This window comes from Arthrobacter sp. AFG7.2 (assembly GCF_002892835.1).
In the GTDB taxonomy this organism is placed as follows: Bacteria; Actinomycetota; Actinomycetes; order Actinomycetales; family Micrococcaceae; genus Arthrobacter.
On the sequence record NZ_PJMB01000006.1, the window covers coordinates 75,671 to 93,397 of the forward strand.

At 65.8% G+C, this 17,727-nt stretch carries 18 protein-coding genes; 11 read left to right on the forward strand and 7 right to left on the reverse strand.

Annotated features, from left to right (window positions below; genetic code table 11):
* Nucleotides 1-114: 114 nt before the first annotated feature.
* Complete coding sequence (locus tag CXX84_RS12215) at nucleotides 115-720, forward strand: malonic semialdehyde reductase (RefSeq protein ID WP_102976984.1); 606 nt, start codon at nucleotides 115-117, stop codon at nucleotides 718-720.
* A gap of 99 nt (nucleotides 721-819) precedes the next feature.
* Nucleotides 820-1,314 (forward strand): 2'-5' RNA ligase family protein, encoded by a 495-nt coding sequence (locus tag CXX84_RS12220; protein WP_102976985.1) that lies wholly within the window; start codon nucleotides 820-822, stop codon nucleotides 1,312-1,314.
* Nucleotide 1,315: 1 nt separating this feature from the next.
* Here CXX84_RS12220 and pgm read toward each other — a convergent pair whose 3' ends face one another.
* Nucleotides 1,316-2,965 carry a phosphoglucomutase (alpha-D-glucose-1,6-bisphosphate-dependent) gene (gene pgm / locus CXX84_RS12225; protein ID WP_102976986.1) on the reverse strand — a complete coding sequence of 550 codons (1,650 nt, stop codon included), beginning with the start codon at nucleotides 2,963-2,965 and terminating at the stop codon, nucleotides 1,316-1,318.
* Nucleotides 2,966-3,214: 249 nt separating this feature from the next.
* Here pgm and CXX84_RS12230 point away from each other — a divergent pair, with 249 nt between their 5' ends.
* Nucleotides 3,215-4,081, forward strand: a complete 867-nt coding sequence (locus CXX84_RS12230) for an NERD domain-containing protein (RefSeq protein WP_102976987.1) — start codon at nucleotides 3,215-3,217, stop codon at nucleotides 4,079-4,081.
* A 52-nt stretch (nucleotides 4,082-4,133) separates the two neighbouring features.
* A complete protein-coding gene (locus CXX84_RS12235; RefSeq protein WP_102976988.1) occupies nucleotides 4,134-4,655 on the forward strand; it encodes a DUF4190 domain-containing protein in 522 nt (173 codons plus the stop codon).
* 53 nt (nucleotides 4,656-4,708) lie between these two features.
* On the opposite strand, the gene CXX84_RS12240 is transcribed toward CXX84_RS12235, so the two are convergent.
* Nucleotides 4,709-6,139, reverse strand: a complete 1,431-nt coding sequence (locus CXX84_RS12240) for an FAD-binding oxidoreductase (RefSeq protein WP_102976989.1) — start codon at nucleotides 6,137-6,139, stop codon at nucleotides 4,709-4,711.
* Nucleotides 6,140-6,409: 270 nt separating this feature from the next.
* Between CXX84_RS12240 and CXX84_RS12245 the strand changes: the two genes are divergently transcribed.
* Nucleotides 6,410-6,793 carry a hypothetical protein gene (locus tag CXX84_RS12245; RefSeq protein ID WP_223253083.1) on the forward strand — a complete coding sequence of 128 codons (384 nt, stop codon included), beginning with the start codon at nucleotides 6,410-6,412 and terminating at the stop codon, nucleotides 6,791-6,793.
* A gap of 72 nt (nucleotides 6,794-6,865) precedes the next feature.
* On the opposite strand, the gene CXX84_RS19345 is transcribed toward CXX84_RS12245, so the two are convergent.
* From CXX84_RS19345 to CXX84_RS12265, 3 genes are all read right to left on the reverse strand, one after another.
* Nucleotides 6,866-7,327 (reverse strand): lipopolysaccharide assembly LapA domain-containing protein, encoded by a 462-nt coding sequence (locus CXX84_RS19345; protein WP_102976990.1) that lies wholly within the window; start codon nucleotides 7,325-7,327, stop codon nucleotides 6,866-6,868.
* Nucleotides 7,328-7,818: 491 nt separating this feature from the next.
* Nucleotides 7,819-8,046, reverse strand: a complete 228-nt coding sequence (locus tag CXX84_RS12260) for a hypothetical protein (RefSeq protein ID WP_102976992.1) — start codon at nucleotides 8,044-8,046, stop codon at nucleotides 7,819-7,821.
* Between the two features lie 141 nt (nucleotides 8,047-8,187).
* Nucleotides 8,188-9,627 (reverse strand): amidase, encoded by a 1,440-nt coding sequence (locus CXX84_RS12265; RefSeq protein WP_102977132.1) that lies wholly within the window; start codon nucleotides 9,625-9,627, stop codon nucleotides 8,188-8,190.
* Between the two features lie 192 nt (nucleotides 9,628-9,819).
* Between CXX84_RS12265 and CXX84_RS12270 the strand changes: the two genes are divergently transcribed.
* Nucleotides 9,820-10,146, forward strand: a complete 327-nt coding sequence (locus CXX84_RS12270; protein ID WP_102976993.1) for a rhodanese-like domain-containing protein — start codon at nucleotides 9,820-9,822, stop codon at nucleotides 10,144-10,146.
* Nucleotides 10,147-10,380: 234 nt separating this feature from the next.
* A complete protein-coding gene (locus tag CXX84_RS12275) occupies nucleotides 10,381-10,584 on the forward strand; it encodes a hypothetical protein (RefSeq protein WP_102976994.1) in 204 nt (67 codons plus the stop codon).
* 3 nt (nucleotides 10,585-10,587) lie between these two features.
* On the opposite strand, the gene CXX84_RS12280 is transcribed toward CXX84_RS12275, so the two are convergent.
* Complete coding sequence (locus CXX84_RS12280; RefSeq protein ID WP_102976995.1) at nucleotides 10,588-11,643, reverse strand: diacylglycerol/lipid kinase family protein; 1,056 nt, start codon at nucleotides 11,641-11,643, stop codon at nucleotides 10,588-10,590.
* Between the two features lie 89 nt (nucleotides 11,644-11,732).
* Here CXX84_RS12280 and serS point away from each other — a divergent pair, with 89 nt between their 5' ends.
* From serS to CXX84_RS12295, 3 genes are all read left to right on the forward strand, one after another.
* Entirely contained in the window at nucleotides 11,733-13,013 is a 1,281-nt protein-coding gene (gene serS / locus CXX84_RS12285) for a serine--tRNA ligase (protein WP_102976996.1), read from the forward strand.
* Nucleotides 13,014-13,123: 110 nt separating this feature from the next.
* Entirely contained in the window at nucleotides 13,124-13,981 is an 858-nt protein-coding gene (locus CXX84_RS12290) for an HAD family hydrolase (RefSeq protein ID WP_102976997.1), read from the forward strand.
* A gap of 25 nt (nucleotides 13,982-14,006) precedes the next feature.
* Entirely contained in the window at nucleotides 14,007-14,591 is a 585-nt protein-coding gene (locus CXX84_RS12295; RefSeq protein ID WP_102976998.1) for a histidine phosphatase family protein, read from the forward strand.
* A 13-nt stretch (nucleotides 14,592-14,604) separates the two neighbouring features.
* Here the strand turns inward: CXX84_RS12295 and CXX84_RS12300 are convergent, their stop codons facing one another.
* Complete coding sequence (locus tag CXX84_RS12300; protein ID WP_102976999.1) at nucleotides 14,605-15,204, reverse strand: hypothetical protein; 600 nt, start codon at nucleotides 15,202-15,204, stop codon at nucleotides 14,605-14,607.
* 138 nt (nucleotides 15,205-15,342) lie between these two features.
* On the opposite strand from CXX84_RS12300, the gene CXX84_RS12305 reads away from it, so the two are divergent.
* Nucleotides 15,343-17,721 carry a phosphoketolase gene (locus tag CXX84_RS12305; RefSeq protein WP_102977000.1) on the forward strand — a complete coding sequence of 793 codons (2,379 nt, stop codon included), beginning with the start codon at nucleotides 15,343-15,345 and terminating at the stop codon, nucleotides 17,719-17,721.
* Nucleotides 17,722-17,727: the final 6 nt, after the last annotated feature.

Below are 17,727 nucleotides of genomic sequence, written 5' to 3' on the forward strand. Positions count from 1 at the left end.
GCTGGACGTCACGTACCGTCACGGGAAGAGGACGCAAGTACTTGAAGTTGCAACTATGGAAAGCAACGAGGCCCCACCCGTAGCAAGCGGGGAGGCACAGCGAAAGGGAAGCCAATGACCACTGCCCATGAAGAAGCCGTTATCGACCCGGCCGCGGTCGACGCCATCTTCGCGCAGGCCCGCACCGCCAACTCGTTCACCGGACAGGTGACCGACGAGCAGGCGCAGGCCATCTACGAGCTGACCAAGTTCGGGCCCACGGCTTTCAACTCCCAGCCGCTGCGCGTCACCTATGTCCGCTCCGACGAGGCCCGCGCCACGCTGGTGGACGCCCTGATGCCGGGCAACCGTGCCAAGACCGCATCCGCCCCGCTGGTGGCCATCCTCAGCTACGACACCGACTGGGCCGGTCAGTGGGACAACTTCCTCCCCGGCTACAACGCACCCAAGGCCATGTACGACGCCAACCCGGAACTCGCCGCCGCGACGGGCAACAACAACGCCCACCTGCAGGCGGGCTACTTCATCCTGGCTGTCCGCTCGCTCGGATTCGCCGCAGGCCCCATGACCGGTGCCGATTTCGGTGCCATCGATGCGGCCTTCTTCCCGAACGGCGACCAGAAGAGCTTCCTGATGGTCAATATCGGCCAGCCGGCAGAGGATGCCTGGGGCGAAGCCAAGCCCAAGTTCGCCTACGAGGACGTTGTCCGCACCGTCTAACCGTCGGTTGCTCTATCACTTATGGTCCCCATCCACTCGGAATGGGAGCCATGAGTGATAGAGCATCGTGTTTAACGGGGGCAGTGGCAGACTGGGCAGATGCGGAACCTCATCCTCGTGGCCTTCGTCGAGCCTGTGACGGACGGGCTGGTGTTCCCGCGCACTGCATGGCCGCTGCACATCACCCTGGTGAGGTTCGACGTCGGCACGGATGTCCTGGCCGAAAGAGTGGCAGTGCTGGCCGCGCCGCATGCAGAAGCTGCACTGGGTGCCACCCTCGCAGTGGGCGAGGACGCCGGTTTCGGCCGGAACGGCTCGGTGCCCGTCAGCCTCATCCGGCCGCAGCAGGACCTGCAGGCCCTGCACGAGCAGCTTGTCAGGGCAGCGGACAGCCTCGGCGGGACAATCCTCACCCCGGCCCACACCATGTCCGGCTACCGGCCGCACGTCTCACACCATGGTGAGAAACGGCTGAACCCGGGCGACGCCGTCGTGCTTGACCGGGTCGCACTGGTGGACATGGCGCCGGACGGTGACCGCACCGTCCGGCGCATCCTGCGGCTGTGGAGCCGCCCGGAAACCGGAGTCAGCTGAACTAGGCGATGACGCTGTCCACAAGGGCCTTGGCCTCGGCCTGCACCTGCTTGAGGTGCTCTTCGCCCTTAAAGGACTCTGCGTAGATCTTGTAGACGTCCTCGGTCCCGGACGGGCGGGCAGCAAACCAGGCGTTCTCGGTAACCACCTTGAGCCCGCCGATGGACGCGCCGTTGCCGGGCGCCTCGGTCAGCTTGGCGAGGATCGGCTCGCCGGCCAAGGTGGTAGCGCTGACGTCCGACGGCGACAGCTTGCCGAGTGCCGACTTCTGCTCCCGCGTGGCTGCTGCGTCAATCCGGGCGTAGACGGGGGCTCCGAACTGGTCCGTCAGGCCTTTGTAGAGCTGGGACGGGGACTTGCCGGTCACCGCGGTGATCTCCGAGGCGAGCAGGGCCAGCAGGATGCCGTCCTTGTCCGTGGTCCATACACTGCCGTCCATCTTGTTAAACGAGGCGCCGGCCGATTCCTCGCCGCCGAAGGCGCCCTCGCCGGAGAGCAGGCCCGGCACGAACCACTTGAAGCCGACCGGAACCTCAACCAGCTTGCGTCCCAGGCTTTCGGCAACCCGGTCAATGATGGAGGACGACACGAGGGTCTTGCCCACCACGGAGCCCGGGTTCCAGCCGCTGCGGTTGCGGTACAGGTAGTCGATGGCCACGGCGAGGTAGTGGTTCGGGTTCATCAGGCCGCCGTCGGGGGTCACGATGCCGTGGCGGTCCGCGTCTGCGTCGTTGCCGGTGGCAACATCGAAGGCTCCGCCGTCGGACATGCGCTGGATCAGCGAGGCCATCGCGGCCGGCGAGGAGCAGTCCATCCGGATCTTCTCATCCCAGTCCAGGGTCATGAAGGCCCACTGGGGATCCACTGTGGGATTCACAACGGTGAGGTTCAGGTGGTGGCGCTCGCCGATTTCACCCCAGTAGTCCACGGAAGCTCCACCCATGGGGTCAGCTCCGATGCGCACGCCCGCCTCCCGGATAGCGTCCAGGTTCAGCACCGAAGGGAGATCGTCAACGTAGCTGCTGAGGAAGTCGAACTTGCCGGTGGTATCCGCGGCCTGGGCGTCGGCCAGGGGAATGCGCTTCACACCGCGGAGGTCGTTTTCGAGCAGTTCGTTGGCCCGGTTCGCGATCCAGCCGGTGGCGTCAGAGTCGGCAGGTCCGCCATGCGGGGGGTTGTACTTGAAGCCGCCGTCGGCCGGCGGGTTGTGGCTGGGCGTGACAACGATGCCGTCAGCCTGCGGAGCGCCGGCACCGGCGTTCCTGTTGTACGTGAGGATCGCGTGGCTGAGGGCCGGAGTGGGGGTATAGCCGTGGCGGGCGTCGATGAGGACCTGTACACCGTTGGCTGCCAGGACCTCAAGGGCCGAGTTCTGCGCCGGCTCACTGAGGGCGTGCGTGTCCTTGGCCAGGAACAGCGGCCCGGTGATGCCCTGCCCCGCCCGGTATTCCACGATGGCCTGGGTGATGGCCACGATGTGTTTCTCGTTGAACGACGCCTTCAGGCTGGAGCCGCGGTGCCCTGACGTGCCAAACGCCACACGCTGGCCCGGATCACCAAGATCCGGAGTGATGTCGTAATACGCGTCAAGAAGCGCTGTGATGTCAACAAGGTCCTGGGGTTGGGCAACTGTGCCCGCGCGGCTAGCCATGCCACCAGCATGCCAGACAGGGGCCGCAGTCAAAACGATCCGTCCGGAATCCGGTCCCTGTGTCCGGACCTATGACGGAATATCGTCATCAAACGAGTAGCCAACCTGAGTACAGGCCCTGGCAAAGTACTTATATACCGCCGCCAGTGTGCCCTGTTACGTTCGAGAAAGTCGGGGAAATTCATCCGAAAGTAAGGCACGGCGGCGGCCATCCGCCGTCGTTCTTCCGGCAGGGAAGCAGGGGCGGCCATGGGGGCAGGAGACTGGGAGGCCGAGCAGTGCAGGCTGGCCGCGGAGAGGGTGGCCCGGCTCAAGCGCCGGCTCGATGAGGCTGAAACTGCTGCAAAGCCATGGGACGCCGGGGCCGTGGGCCCGACCGTGGTGGCGGACAAGCTGGGCGAACTGGTTTCCCGTGGCTGGTACGTGCTCCAGGATGTGCACTGGCCCGGCCGGCCCAAAGCCACCCTGGACCATGTCCTGGTTGGGCCGGGCGGCGTGGTGGTGGTCGATGCCAAGAATTGGACGGGCGATATCCGGATTTCCTCCGGAGTGCTCTGGCAGGGGCGCTTCGCGAGGACCCAGGCCGTGGAAGGCGCCCTTGCCCAATGCGCCGCCGTGACGTCCGTGGTTGCGCCGCAGCACCGGAGGCTGGTCCGTCCGCTGATCTGTATGGCGGCCCAGCCGGACCTGTTGGGGGTGACAACGTCTGACGTGGCCGTTGCCGGTACCGAACGCATTGTCGGCGTCATTAATGCCCTGCCTCCGGTGCTGGACCAGCGGGCGGCGGCGGGGCTGTACGCTCACCTTGGCCAGGTGCTGACGTGTGAACAGGAACCCGGCATCACGGCCTTCCGTAGTGTTCGCCCCGGAACGGTGGTTCCGCCCCGGGAACCTGCCGCGGGTTCGGGAAGACCCGCTGGGAGGACGGGCTCGTCATCCCTTCCGGTGGTCCGGCGCAACCCTCGCGCCACCGGGGCAGGGAAGGTGCGGAATGCGGCGCGTAAAAGTCCGGGGCCGAAGGCCCGCCAGCATGGGACTGGTGCTGCGGGACGCTTGGCTCTCCTGATGGCGTTTGTCATCTTTGCCGTGTACGTCTTGCCCTATTGGGGACAATGAATCCGGCTTTCGGCCGGGGGTAGGCTGGAACTACAGTCCTAGGGGGAAAACGATGTCCGACCAGCCCAGCCACCGGCCTGAATCCGGCCAGCCCGTACCCGGCACACCGCAAGGCTCTGAGCCGCCCCGGTTTGCGCCGCCGTACGGCAGCGGCACTCCATCCCCGCCGTTGAATCCGTACAACCAGCAGCCCGGCCCATACGGGCAGGAGCCGGGTCCCTACAACCAGCCGTCGAGCCCGTACAACCAGCAGCCCGGCCCCTACGGGCAGTACCAGGGCCCTTACGGCCAGCAGGGGTATTACGGCATGCCCGCCGAACCGAAGACGCTTAGCATCGCCAGCATGGTGTGCGGCATCGCGTCAGTGATTATGGGCTGGATCCTGCTGCCGCAGCTCGCCGCGATCGTCACGGGCCATTTGGCGCTCAAACGGGAACCCACGGGGAAAGGCATGTCCATCGCCGGGCTGGTCCTGGGCTACCTGTGCCTCCTGGGCTACGGTGCCTTCTGGCTGCTGCTGATCATCGGGCTTGCGGTCGCCAGTTCAAACAGCGGGCCCACCTACACCTTCTGAACAACCCGGATACGTCCGCTGCACACGCCTGCCGGCGTCCCGCCGTCGTGCCTTCAGCCAGGTGATGTACGCGTCGGCGGAATGTTGTGGTTAAGGCGAAAGACATTGTGCGGATCGTAGCGGTCCTTGAGACCCACCAGGCGCTGGTATTTAGCCGCTCCATACGCGGCGCGGGCGGCGTCCGCTTCCTTGATTCCAACTTCCGCGCCCAGGAAATTAACGTACTCTCCATGCTCCGCGAACGGCTGCATGAGCCCGTAGGCTTTGCGGGCAAACGCCGTCAGCCGCTCGTCCTCGGCGGGGTCCCGCCAGAACCCGTAAACGTTCAGCCAGTACCGCGCAGACCGGTTCGGGAACGCGGTGGCATCTTCCGGTACCCGTCCGAACGCTCCTCCCATCTGGTGGATATCAATGCCGGTGCCCTCCCACGCCAATTCGGATGCGAAACCAAGCAGGACGTCCACCGTCTCCTCGTCCAGGCGCGAGAAGGAAACATTTTTCCAGTAGCCGCGGGAACCTTTGGGAAAGACGCTGTCCATGGCGCTCTGCCAGTCCAGCCAGGAGGCGGGGCCAACTTCCTGCTCGTCCGGCGGGGCGGCGGCCCGGAGCTGGTCGGCAAGGGAGAGGCCGGCCTGGTGGTCCTCGGCAACCCAGGCGAACCCGATGATCATCCACGGATCACTGCCCATCCCGAATTCCTCCGGGAAGACCAGGAACGAAACGATGGGGTTCATCTCGTCCGGCAAATCCCGGGACCAGCGGGCAAACGCCAGGAGGGCGTTGCGCCAGTGCCCGGGCCGGTAGAACAGGTTCCCGCCCAGCGGTGCCGGCGGCAGGTGGCGGGCACGAAAGGTGAAGGAGGACACCACGCCGAAGTTTCCACCGCCGCCGCGCAGTCCCCAGAACAACTCAGGGTTTTCCTGCCCGCTGGCGTGCAGGTGCTCCCCGGCGGCAGTGATGACCTCGGCTGATTCCAGATTGTCCAAGGTCAGGCCGTTGGAGCGCGTCAGCCAGCCCACGCCGCCGCCCAGGGTAAGCCCCGCCACACCGGTTCCGCTGATCACGCCCAGCGGGACCGCGAGGTTGTGTACGGCCGTAGCACGGTCGACGTCGGCAAGTGTCACCCCTGGCTCCACTGTCACCAGCTTGCTCCCGGCGTCCACTTCAACGCGCTTCAACGGTCCCAGGTCCAGCACCAGTCCGCCGTCAACAGTGCCATGGCCGGCGATGTTGTGGCCTCCGCCGCGAACGGCCATCGCAAGGCCGGTCCGCCGGGCCGCTTCCAGCGTGGCGTCGATGTCCGCAATCGCCCTGGCCCGAACCACGGCCCTTGGCCGGAGGTCCACCATGCCGTTCCATACCTGTCGGGCTTCCTCATAGTGAGGATCCTGCGGCCCGACCAGGGAACCGGACAGTTTCGCCCGCAACTCCTGCAGCGCCTGCTGGATCGCACGTTCCGGGGTGGTGTAGTGAACTGTGGACATTGTGGGTGCTTCCGAATAAGGGTTAACGCCTTTGCTGGTGAGGCTGGACAGGAGAGGCGCCGGGCGCCTCAACGGAAGAATGACCGGCACCGCCGCCGGCAGGCTCACGCGATGTCCAGAGTTTAAGTTCGCCGCAGGGACCGGTCAATGACTTTTTGGTTCGCCTGCCGTCCTTTGGCGGGGGCCTGGCCGGCAGGGCTGTGGTGAAACTTTTGTTGTTCATTTCCGGCTGGTATCACTGCTGCTGGAGCAGGGGAGGGGGAATACCTGGTGATTGATCAGATTGCCGCAGTGTCAGCCTGCACAGTCCTGGCCGTGCTCGCGCTCTTCCAGGCCGCCCTTATCGCCGGGGCCCCGCTTGGCCGGCTCGCGTGGGGAGGGCAGCACGACGTGCTGCCGCCGGGGCTGAAGGTGGGGAGCACGGTCTCCATCGTGCTGTACGTTCTCTTCGGCTACGTGGCACTTGCGGCCACTGGCTTGGTACCCCTGGTTGTGGGCGGGGCTTTGATCGCCACCGCTGCCTGGGTGCTGGTGGCCTATTTTGCTCTGGGCATCCTGATGAACGCGGTGTCCCGCAGCAAGCAGGAGCGCCTGGTCATGACACCCGCAGCGATTGTCCTGGCCGGACTCTTCCTGGTGATTGCCCTCGGCTAGCAACGCACGCGATCAGCTGTACCGGCACGGAGGAAGGTGCCACCCTGCGGGATCAGGATGCCTCGGCAGCTGCTACGTCGATTGCCGGGAGCGCGACCGGTGGGCGTTCCTGCGGAGCTGGAGGATGCGGGCGCCGCCGGCCATGGCCACCAGGACCCCGCCGGTCACGCTGGCAATAAACAGCGCCATGCCCAGCGGGACAAGACCCTCCAGGCCGAAGTAGCGCACTGTCACCTGGTCCTGGTTCTGCAGGATAAAGATGATCAGCAGGATCAGGAGCACCAGAGCAGCCACTACTGCTGCCCACACCACCCCGGCGCGGGTCACCCTCGGTTGGTCCCCAGCACCGGGAACTTTGGGTCCGGGCGTACCAGTCGGTGCCGGAACGCCAGGTGCTGCGTCCGGACGGGCCGGTGTGGAATCCGCAGAGGACGTGCCCGGCGAGGGCGTGCGGGCCGAAGACGAGGGCTCATCGGCATAGTTTCCGGTTCCCGGCTCCGGCTGTCCGGCGGGTGGGTAGTTTCCGGTACTCATGCTGGTTCCCTTCGTCAGATGCAGATAATAAGCATGCTTACGGTCCAACCATAGTGGGAGGGTTTGCTGCAGCACAATGCGGGGTGGCCACGGCGCCGTGGCGGACTGCCCAACCGCGGACGCAACGGAAGGGCCTCCAGTGAAGGCCCTTCCGCTGACTGTGCCGCACCGGCTTCAGACTCTCTCTTTGCTCTTTTCGGCCGAGGGGGCGTCCGGCGTCCGCGTTTTCCGCCAGCCCGGGAAAGCCCAGAACGTAAAGTCCTGCGCCCTGGCCGGCTTTTCCGGGGTTTCCACCGGTGTTTCCTGCTGTGGCTTCGCTTCGCTGTCAGTTTCTTTCCTGATGCTCCACCCGAAGTCCTTGCTGGATGAATAGCACATCACAGACCTCCTTACAGTGACTGCCCTTTAATCGTCCTCCCGATCAGCGGCGGAGTCGACACTTTTGCGGAAGGCCTCCCAGCGGTTTGGGGCATTTGTGGGTCCGGCGCCGGTCACCCGCCTGCCAGCACGTCCCCGACGTCCTGGGGGCGGTGGAACTCGCAGGGGCCAGGATGCCGGAGGGGGAGGAAGCAGGTTCGGCCGGTGGGCAGGTGGACCAGGGCACAGCGGCCGCTTTCGGCCACGTCTTCCCTGACGTTGGCATTATTCACGTCAGGCCTGGTTTCAGCCGGCGGCGGGACCGCCCCGGCTGTGGCTGTACTGGGGTGTTCGGCGTTCATAACGGCAACTCCTCCTGGCAGTGGCCGGCGGAGAGGTGCCGCGGCCTGACACGTACACAGTCTGCTACCGGACGGTTACCGGGGGATTAAGCGGGCGTTAGGGCCAGGTCAATAATCCGTTGCCATGAAAAACCTGGCGACTCAGAAACCAAGCTGGCAGGCAACCTGCAGGAGGAGGGACTCCGATCCCAAGGGGCCAACAAGCTGGATTCCCATCGGCAGCCCATGCCCCCGCATTCCGCCGGTCCAGTGCACGGGCAAGGTAATGGCCGGCAGGCCGCATACATTGACCATGGAAGACCACGGGGCGTATTCGCACTGTTTGCGGTAGTCGCCGTCGGCATCCCCGGGCCACTGCGTCGCCGGCCAGTTGTCACTGCCGTGCATGGTGCCGGTGAACCAGCCCACGGGGCGTGGCGTCTGGGCAAGGGCGGGCGTGAGCAGCAGGTCCCACTGCGCATACTGAGCTGCGGTGTCGTGCTCGAACTGCCGCAGGAGTGCCAGGGATTCAGCGAGCTTTGCCGGGCTGCGCTGCTGTGCACGGCGCCGGAACGTCCGGGTCAGGGGCGCCAGCAGCGCCTCCCGGTGGGGGCTGATCCGGGCTGCCCCAACCGCCGCCGTCCACGCCGTGGTGAAAGCGTCCGGGTAGCGGTTGTCGTACCGGATGGAAGCTTCGCTGAGGGCATGTCCCGCATGCTCCAGCAGGTCCGCTCCCACCTTGAGGGCATCCAGGGCGTCCTGCTCGGGGCTGAAGGGAAAGGTGCCGGACCACGGGCTGTCCAGGCTGACGCCAATCCGGAGCTTCGGCGGCTCCTGCCGGACCGCTGCCAGGTAGCCGCCCTTCGGGTAGGTCGAGGGTCCGGGACTGGTGGGAGGGGGCACCAAAGCGTCCATCATTAGTGCCGCGTCACCAAAGCTCCTGGCGATGGGGCCGGCAACCACCAGGCGCGCGGGATCGCCAAGGCTTTCCCCGGCCGGGACCAGGCCGCGGCCCGGTTTGAGTCCTATGACTCCGCAGGCAGCGGCAGGAATCCGGATGGACCCGCCGCCGTCGGTGCCTGGTGCGAACGGGAGCAGTCCGGCAGCCACGGCACCGGCGCTGCCGCCCGAGGAACCGCCTGAGCTCCTGCTTAGGGCATGCGGATTGCGCGACGGCGGCGCAATCCGGTTTTCGCTGTACGCAGTCAGTCCGAATTCGGGAACCTGGGTCTTGCCCAGCGAAATGGCGCCCGCCTTCTTAAGCAGGGCTGCCAGCGGACTGTCGCCCTGTGCCGGTTTGTGGTCCAGCGCCGCGCTGCCGTGCGTGGTGACGACGCCCGCCACGTCCGTCAGGTCCTTGAAGGCCAGCGGCAGGCCGTGCAGCAGGGGCAGGTCCTCGTCCGGAACCCTGGCCTGCAGGGAATCCGCGGCGCCGGCATCGGCCATCGCCTGTTCCGCCGTCACCGTGACGAACGCACCCAGCATCGGGTTCTGCTGTTCGATCCTTGCGAGGAAAAAGCTTGCTGCTTCGGTTGCGGACACTGTTCCCTGCCGCAGCAGGTCCCGAAGCTCGACGGCCGGCAGTTCGTGCAGTTCAACCAAGGGGGCACGCACCCTGGCAAGGACTGTCATGGTGGAGGAAGCTTCCGCCTCCCGTGCTCTCGGGGGTGGGCTGGGCAAGGGCCAAAGGTTCCTCCTAGGGTCTTCCAGAAGCCTAACGTGGCTGGCGGCAGCCTCCTTCGGCGGGGTAAGCACTAGGCTTAAACCGACCCCGATCCGCGAAGGCAGGACTCCATGAGCGATTTCGACAACGTCCCCGTCCACGGCATCCCCGACGATGCAGTCATCCTTGATGTCCGTGAGGACTACGAGTGGGTGGCCGGCCATGCCGACGGTGCTCTCCACATTCCACTGGACCAGCTTCCGTCACGGCTGGAAGAGCTTGATCCGGACGAGGACCTCTACGTGATCTGCCGTACGGGAGGCCGCTCCTTCCGGGCAGCGCAGTGGCTCACCGGCCAGGGTTACACCGCCATTAACGTTGCCGGCGGCATGGACATGTGGCTGGAGGCCGGGAAGCCCCTCGTCTCGGACAACGGGCTGAAGCCCATGGTGCTGTAAGCGAGGGATATGCATGCCGGCGCCGCCCCCATCCGGGCAAATACCAGGCCTTCGGGACGGCACGCGCCTGGTGGGAAAGACCTACTCCAACGCCTTATGAGAGGCCGCTGAAAGCGGTTCCGCCGCTTCGCCCTAAGCGTAGGTGAATGCCCTTCGAAGTACTTCCGCGGGTTGTGGGCAATGCGTATGCTTACTTGATCCACCGGGGATGGCCCCTAGCGAAGGGAGCGCGTCATGACTACCAGCAGCACCGAGAACGACGGCCAGGGGATGATCGTCAATCCCCGGCCCACTGCCGACAACCAGGACTGGGACGGCGACGAAGCGGACCGTGCTGACCGCCTGCGCTTCGAAGAAGAGCAGGCCATGATTCGTGAACAGTCGGAAGCCCACGCGGCGGCAAAGGCTGCCGAGGAGAACAAGCGCGCCGGCGAATAGCCGCTACCCCAGCGCCTTGACCCGGACCAGCAGGGACCGCGGCTCCACCTGGACGCTGACTTTCGTAGCTTCGCCGGCAGTGTCGCCGTCCAGCTGGGTGGCCATTGGTTCCGGGCATTTGATGACGATCCTGCCAGACCGGTAGACGGTCATGGCGGGCAGCTTGCCGGTGTGCTTGAACATGATCTTGACGTACATCAGAAGCCAGCCGAGAGCGCTCCGCGGGCTCATTACCACCACGTCCAGCATGCCGTCATCGATCATGGCCTGGGGGATGAAGTCGATCCCGCCGGGGATCAGGCCGCAGTTTGCGAACAATACGCTCCGGATGTTCCGGACCTGCTCGGGACTGCCGTCAAGGGAAATGGAGATCTTCTTGCGGCGCCCGGGCAAATGCCTCATGCCGGCCTCGGTATAGGCCAGCCATCCCACGGCCTTTTTCAGGCCGGCGTTGGTGTCCGCCAGGATTTCAGCGTCCATGCCGATGCCGGCTATTACCAGGAAGACGTGCTCTGAAGAACTTCCGGTGCGGGAATTTTCGATTCCCATCCGGGCCGTATCAATGTAGCGCTGGCGGCCGAAAAGGGCCGTGTTGACGCTGGCGTGCAGGTCGTTGATTTCCCCGTTCACGTTCCGCGCCAGCAGGTTGCCGGTGCCCAGCGGAACAAGTCCCATGGGCACGTTGGTGTGCACGAGCGACTCGGCTACCACGCGGACGGTCCCGTCGCCGCCGCCCACCAGGATCACGTCGGGCTTGCAGGCCAGCGCCGCCTGCACCTGGGAATAGCCGGGGTCTTCGGCCGTCGTTTCGAAGAAGACGGGATTCTCCCAGCCGGCCGCAAGGCAGCCCCGCTGGATGGTGGCCCGCGCTTCTTCCGACCTGGCCTTGATGGGGTTGAGGATCACGGCGACACGCTGCTCGGTGAGGCCGGAGTCCTGCGCATCCCCGCCCACCGTGCTGCGGATGTGCAGGGCCTTGAGCCTGCGCACGCCCCACCAGCTGGAGATGGCGAACGCGAGGGCCACCACAGTCAGCAGGTACAGGATCCAGTCGCTCATGGTGCTTCAACAGTAGCCCGGCGGAAGCTTCGGGGCCGCCGCGCCCGCTGCCGCCCGCCGTCGTGCGCGGGATTGGATACCCTTGTGAGGTGATCGACGTAAAAGACCTCAGCGAAAACCCGGAAAAGTACCGTGCCAGCCAGCGTGCCCGCCGCGCAGACGAATCAGTGGTGGACGCGATCATCTCCGCGGATTCCGCCCGCCGGGCGGCGCTGATCCGCTTCGAGAACCTCCGTGCCGAGCAGAACGCCTTTGGCAAGAAGGTGGCGCAGGCAAAGGGCGACGAAAAAAAGGCCCTGCTGGCCGAGGTCAAGGAGCTGGCCAACTCGGTCAAGGCAGCCTCGGCAGAGGCAGACGCTGCGCAGTCGAAGCAGGACGAACTGCTCCGCACCCTGCCCAACCTCATCGAGGACGGCGTGCCCGAGGGCGGCGAGGATGACTACGTGGTGGTCAAGACCGTCGGTACCCCGCGCGAATTCCGGGATTTTGAGCCCAAAGACCACCTGGAGATCGGCGAGTTGATCGGCGCGATCGACATGGAGCGCGGCGCCAAGGTTTCCGGCGCACGCTTCTACTTCCTCCGCGGCGTGGGTGCGCGGCTGGAGATGGCGTTGCTGCAAATGGCCATGGACCAGGCGATTGAAGCCGGTTTTGTCCCGATGATCACGCCCACCCTGGTACGTCCCGAGACCATGCAGGGCACCGGCTTCGATGTGAAGCACGACGCCGAGATCTACCGCCTCGCGGAAGACGACCTGTACCTCGTCGGCACCTCGGAGGTTGCGCTCGCCGGGTACCACGCGGACGAAATCCTGGACTTTTCCGCCGGCCCGATCCGCTACGCGGGCCAGAGCTCCTGCTACCGGCGTGAAGCCGGTTCGCACGGCAAGGACACCCGCGGCATTATCCGCGTGCACCAGTTCAACAAAGTGGAGATGTTCATCTACACCACCGTTGAAGAGGCTGCCGCGGAGCACGGGCGGCTGCTGGCGTGGGAAGAGGAAATGCTGGCCAAGTGCGAGCTTCCGTACCGCGTCATCGACACCGCAGCCGGTGACCTTGGCATGTCTGCCGCGCGGAAGTTCGACTGCGAAGCGTGGGTCCCTACCCAGGGCGCTTACCGTGAGCTGACTTCCACGTCCAACTGCACCAGCTTCCAGGCCCGCCGCCTGAACATCCGCGAGCGTGCGGTGAACGAGGCCGGCGTCGCAAAGGGCACCCGCGCCGTGGCCACCCTGAACGGAACGCTGGCCACCACGCGTTGGATCGTGGCGCTGCTGGAGCACCACCAGAACGCGGACGGCTCGGTCACCGTGCCCAAGGCGCTGCAGAAGTACCTGGGCGGCCTCGAGGTCCTCCCGGTCCTGTAGGTTTCGCAGCTACCGCTCCAGTTGAAGGTAACCGAAATTTTAATGTGGTGTTCAACAAATCTGCGGCCCGCGTCCTAGCGTCTGAAGGGGACGTCTGGTTCACTATGTGAATGACAACGCTGACTGAAACCTCAGTCGCCGGCAACGATGACCGGCGAGACAACAACGAGAACACTGACCAGAAGCTGATGGTCGCACTGGACGTGGATGGCACACTGGTGGACCACGACGGCCACATGTCCCCGGGTGTCCGGGAATCGGCGCAGGCAGTGGTGGCGGCCGGGCATGAGGTCATGATCGCCACGGGCCGGTCGCTCAACGCCACCCTGCCCATCATTGAAAAGATCGGGATCGAGCGAGGCTACGCTGTCTGCTGCAACGGCGGCGTGACTTTGCGCCTGCACCCGGGCCTGGACCGGGGTTACGAGGTCATCCACAAGGCCACCTTCGACCCCGCGCCCGCCCTCCGCGCCCTCCGTGAGCGCCTTCCCTCGGCCAAGTACGCGCTGGAGGACGCCGACGGCAACTTCCTGTCCACCGAACGCTTCCAGGACCCCAGTTTCGGCGTCGAGGCTGTCGGCGTGGATTTCCACACCATGCTCGAAGCCACGGCCGTGCGCGTGGTGGTGTTCAGCACCGAGAACACCCCGGAGGAGTTCAACGAGGCAATCGAGCACGTGGGCCTTGCCGGAGTCACCTACTCGGTGGGCTGGACTGCGTGGCTGGATATCGCCGCGGCCGGCGTGACCAAGGCCAGCGCCCTGGAGAACCTCCGCGGGAGGCTCGGCATTGAACAGCACCTCACAGTAGCCATCGGCGACGGCCGCAACGACATCGAGATGCTCACCTGGGCAGGCCGGGGAGTTGCCATGGGCCAGGCTCCCGAGGAAGTCATCGCCGCCGCGAACGAGGTCACGCATTCAGTATTCGAAGACGGCGCCGCCCACGTGCTGCGCAGTCTGCTCTGACGCACGTACAAGGCAGAATGGAAGTATGACCCTCACGACGTTCGCCCTCATCCGCCATGGCCAGACCGACTGGAATGCGCAGCGCCGGCTGCAGGGATCCACTGACATTCCCCTGAACGACGTCGGCCGTGCCCAGGCCCGCGATGCCGTCTCCGTCTTGTCAGCCTACGAATGGGACGCGATCGTGTCCTCGCCCTTAAGCAGGGCAGCCGAAACGGCGGACCTGATCGCCGCCGGCCTGGGGCTCACCGATGTCCGTCGCGTTCCGGAACTGAAGGAGCGCAGCTTTGGGCCCGCGGAAGGCATGCAGGCCGGTCCCGAGCTGGAAGCCCTGCGCATCCCCGGTGGCTTCCGGGGCGCCGAAAGCGAGGACGAGGCAGCTGACCGGGGACTTGCAGCGCTGGAGGCACTTGCCGAGGAGTTCCGCGGCAGCCGTCTCCTCGTCGTCGCCCACGGTACGCTCCTCCGGGTCAGCCTCAGCCGCGCCGTCGGGAGTAAGTTGACCAGCATCGACAACGCCGTGCTGAACCTGGCCCACCACCATGCGATTGACGGCTGGCAGCTCGAATTCTTCAACGGTGAACCGGTGATGGCGGCGACCCAGCGGTAAGGCGGGCAGCCGCTTAACGCACCTCAAGGATCAGGGACAGCAGCCTCGCCGCCGCAGGCCGGGCCGCGTGTTCCTCATTCCACTGTGCCCGCGCCACCGCCTTGCTCACGGCCTGGGTGGTGATTCCCAATTCCTGGGCCACCGCCTTCTGCTGCCCGCGGACACCTGGCGTCATCAGGTCCAGTACCCGCCATTCAGCACCGGACCGGTCCCGGACAATGTGTCCCAGCAGCCGCAGCACGGCTTCGGCGTCATGGGCAACATCCGCCAGGGGCCCCTCCACCGCCACCGGAATCCGTTCCTTGCTGTTCCGCAGCCGGTCCACGGCGCGACGCGCATAGACCAGCCCGTGCCCTGAGGCGTCCTTGATCTGGTTGGGCAGCGGCTCGTTGACGGGCCCGACACCTATACCCACGTACCAGGACCCGCACCGCAGCGCGATGAGCGCCGCTTCCACCGCCTGGTGCGGGCACTCCACAATGCCCTGGACCTCGTCTTCCACGGAGCGGTCAAAGTCCAGGCGCGCAGGAATATGCCGCAGGTCCTTGAGTAACTGCGGCACCCGGTCGCCATCGCGCCGGCTATCCGTTTGGTTGATTGTCAGCGTGAACATCTGAATCCAAAGACTACCCGCTGGTAGCAGCGTCCAGGCAAGCGGGGTTGCCTCCTGCCGGCCCATCTGATGCGATGGGGGAACGGCCGGCCCTGACGGTAACGAATGTGGCGCGGCGAACGCGACGTGAGGATGGTTATGACCGGCAGCATGGGGCAGGACGAGCTTGAACGTGTGGACCGCTGGTGGCGCGCCGCCAACTACCTCTCTGTTGGCCAGATCTACCTCCGCTCCAACCCGCTGCTCCGCGAGCCGCTGAAGGCCGAGCACACGAAATCCCGGCTCCTGGGCCACTGGGGCACCACTCCCGGGCTGAACTTCGTCTACGCGCACCTGAACCGCGCCATCCGCCGCGACTCCGCCGAGATGCTCTTTGTGGCGGGTCCCGGGCATGGTGGTCCCGCCGTCGTCGCCAATGCCTGGCTGGAAGGCACGTACTCGGAAATCTATGGCCACGTCAGCAACAACGCCGAAGGCATGGCCGAATTGTTCCGCCAGTTCTCCTACCCGGGTGGGATTCCCAGCCACGCCGCCCCTGAAAGCCCCGGCTCCATCAGCGAGGGTGGCGAACTCGGATATTCCCTCGCCCACGCCTACGGCTCTGTACTGGATAACCCCCAACTGGTGACCGCCGTCGTGATTGGCGACGGCGAGGCCGAAACCGGCCCGCTGGCCGCAAGCTGGCACTCGCACAACTTCCTGGACCCCGCCACGGATGGCGCCGTGCTGCCCATCCTGCACCTGAACGGCTACAAGATCGCCAACCCCACGGTCCTGGCGAGGATGCCGGAGGAACAGCTGGAACAGCTTCTCCGCGGCTTCGGGCATGAGCCGTACTTCGTCACCGTCAAGGACCCGGACAACACCGAACAGGCACACCGGGATTTCGCCGGCGTCCTGGACCGCTGCCTCGCGGACATCCGGGCAATCCAGGATTCACGCCGGGCACCGCAGGCAGGAACGGACGAACTGGATGGCGCCCCGCGCTGGCCCATGATTGTCCTGCGCTCGCCGAAGGGCTGGACGGGGCCGCGCGTGGTGGACGGGCTGCAGGTTGAAGGGACGTGGCGGAGCCACCAGGTGCCGCTCTCGGAGGTCCGCACCAACGGGGAGCACCTGAAGCAGCTGGAAGAGTGGCTGCAGTCGTACCGGCCGGAGGAATTGTTCGACGGCGACGGCCGGCTCCGGCCCGACGTTGCCGACGCCGCCCCCACAGGGGACTTCCGGATGAGTGCCACGCCGCACGCCAACGGCGGACTGCTCCGCAAGGCGCTGAAGCTGCCCGCCTACCGGGACCACGCCGTCGAGGTTGCCCGGCCGGGCACCGAACGGGTCAGCCCCATGATCACGCTGGGCTCCTGGATGCGGGACGTCATCTCGCTGAACATGGAAACGTTCCGGCTCTTCGGCCCGGACGAGACGGCCTCCAACCGGCTGCAGAATGTCTACGAGGTCACGGACAAGGTGTGGCAGTACCGGATTGACGACGTCGACGAGCACCTCGCGCGGTCCGGCCGGGTCATGGAGGTGCTCAGTGAGCACCTGTGCCAGGGCTGGCTGGAGGGCTACCTCCTGACGGGGCGGCACGGCGTCTTCAGCTGCTACGAGGCCTTCATCCACATCGTCGATTCCATGTTCAACCAGCACGCAAAGTGGCTGAAGGTGCACCGGCAGCTGCCCTGGCGCCAGCCGGTGGCCTCACTGAACTACCTGCTGTCCTCGCATGTCTGGCAGCAGGACCACAACGGCTTCTCGCACCAGGATCCGGGTTTCATCGACCACGCCGTGAACAAGAAGGCGGAGGTCATCCGGGTGTATCTTCCGGCCGACGCCAACACGCTGCTGTGCGTCATGGCCCATTGCCTGGCCTCCACGGACTACGTGAACATCGTGGTCAGCGGAAAGCAGCCTTCGCCAACGTGGCTCGGTCCCGCCGATGCCGCCAACCATTGCCGCCGGGGCCTGGGCATCTGGGACTTCGCCGGGTCTGAGGTGCCAGGCGAGGAGCCCGACGTCGTGATGGCCTGCGCAGGCGATGTTCCCACGGTGGAGACGGTGGCCGCGGCAGAAGTCCTGAAGGAGGGTGTGCCGGGGCTGAAGGTCCGGGTGGTGAATGTCGTGGACCTGATGCGTCTGCAGGACGTGAGCGAGCACCCGCACGGGCTCCCTGCGCGGGACTTCGACGGGATCTTTACCACGGACAAGCCGATCATCTTCGCCTACCACGGCTATCCCGCGCTGATCCACCGGCTCGCCTACCGCCGGACCAACCAGGACGGGCTGCACGTGCGCGGGTACAAGGAAGAGGGGACCACCACCACCCCGTTCGATATGGCGATGCTGAACGGGATCGACCGTTTCCAGCTGGCCATTGATGCGATTGACCGAGTTCCCGGACTGGCCGAGAGGCATTCCTCCCTCCGCCAGCACCTCCAGGACCGGCGGATGCAGGCGCGGGAACACACACGCGTGCATGGCGAGGATCCGGAAGAGATCCGGAACTGGAAGCTGGGCTGACGTTCC